Annotated in this window: 1 protein-coding gene; it reads right to left on the bottom strand. The window is 49.7% G+C overall.

Annotated features, from left to right (window positions below; translation table 11 throughout):
* Positions 1–2,051: cadherin-like domain-containing protein (locus NDJ01_RS07875; RefSeq protein WP_258586522.1), on the bottom strand; the 2,051-nt coding region annotated here is incomplete at both ends.

Here is a 2,051-nt window from a genome sequence, read left to right as displayed (position 1 = left end):
GTAATTGAATTGTCTTCATCGACACTGTAAGCCAAGTTGCCCGATACTGGCGCATCGTTTATTGGCAATACATCGATGTTTGCATTAGTTGACGCAGTTGCACCGTCTTCATCAACAACCACAACATCTAGGCTCACATCGCCATCGAAGTTTGCGTTTGGTGCGAAGCTGAATGTACCGTCACCGTTATCGGTAAAGATACCGTCGGAACCGCTGTAGCTGACGCTATCAAGTGCTACCTCACCTTCAATATCGGAAGAGTTTGCCAACAACTGTTCAGCACTGATGGTGATGACTTCATCTTCATCAATGGTGTAACTGGTTGCACCTGCGATTGGTGGGTCGTTAACCTCAAGTACTGTGATACCCGCAGTGGTTGAGTCTGTCGCACCCTCTTCATCGACAACCACAACGTCTAGGTTGACCTCGCCATTGAAGTTCTCATTTGGCGAGAAGGTGTACGTACCATCGCCATTGTCTTGGAACACACCATCGTTGCCACTGTAAGTCACACTACTGATGTCTACGCCGCCTTCAATATCCGATGAGTTCGCTAGCAGCTGTTCGTCACTGATGGTGATCGAGTTGTCTTCGTGTACTGTGTAAGCCGTGCTACCCGTAACCGGTGGATCGTTCACCTCAAGTACTGTGATACCCGCAGTGGTTGAGTCTGTCGCACCCTCTTCATCGACAACCACAACGTCTAGGTTGACCTCGCCATTGAAGTTCTCATTTGGTGAGAAGGTGTACGTACCATCGCCATTGTCTTGGAACACACCATCGTTGCCACTGTAAGTCACACTACTGATGTCTACGCCGCCTTCAATATCCGATGAGTTCGCTAGCAGCTGTTCGTCACTAATGGTGATCGAATTATCTTCATGTACTGTGTAAGACGTGCTGCCCGCAACCGGTGGATCGTTCTCTGGCGTCACGCTTACATCGATATTTGCGGTCACGGTATCCGTGCCATCGGAAACATCGAAAGTGAAGTTCACGTCGCCATTAAAGTTCTCGTTTGGTGCGAAGCTGTAAGTGCCATCGCCATTGTCAGTTAGGACACCGTCCGCGCCAGTGTATGTGACACCTTCTACCGATAGGTCATCACCATCGATATCCGTTGCGCCATCAAGCAGATCTTGGTCAGTGAAGGTCAACACGCCATCTTCACCAATGGTGAACGCTTGATCTTCCGGCTGCGGTAAGTCATTGACAGGGTTAACCTTTAGGTCCGCCGTTGCAACGATAGTATCGGTGCCGTCGTTGATATCGAACGTGATATCAATGTCGCCATTGAAGTTCGCATCAGGCGTAATGGTAAAGCTACCATCGTCATTAGCCGTAACCGTTGCATCACCGTCAACCACTAGGTTAGAAGCGGTTAGGTCATCACCATCCACGTCGCCGGCTTGAGCAAGAAGCTGCTCTTGGCTGAGGGTGATAGAGCCGTCTTCATCCACGCTGTAAGCCAAATCACCTGATACCGGAGCATCATTGATTGGCAATACATCGATGCTTGCATTGGTTGACGCAGTTGCACCGTCTTCATCAACAACGACAACATCAAGACTGACGTCACCGTTGAAGTTTTCATTTGGTGCGAAGCTGAATGTACCGTCACCGTTGTCAGTAAAGATACCGTCGGAGCCGCTGTAGCTGACGCTATCAATCGCGACTTCGCCTTCAACATCAGAAGCATTCGCCAATAGCTGCTCAGAGCTAATGGTGATGACTTCGTCTTCGTTCACTGAGTAACTTGTCGCACCAGCGATTGGTGGGTCGTTCACCTCAAGAACGGTAATACCCGCAGTGGTTGAGTCTGTCGCACCCTCTTCATCGACAACTACAACGTCTAGGCTTACCTCGCCATTGAAGTTCTCGTTTGGAGAGAAGGTGTACGTACCATCGCCATTGTCTTGGAACACGCCATCTGCGCCACTGTAGCTCACGCTATCAACCGAAACATCGCCTTCAATATCTGACGAATTCGCTAGTAATTGCTCATCGCTGATGGTGATCGAGTTGTCTTCGTGCACGGTGTAAGACGTGCT

Source organism: Vibrio sp. HS-50-1 (genome assembly GCF_024747315.1).
Taxonomy (GTDB): Bacteria; Pseudomonadota; Gammaproteobacteria; order Enterobacterales; family Vibrionaceae; genus Vibrio; species Vibrio diabolicus.
This window is presented reverse-complemented; position numbering and strand designations above follow the sequence as displayed.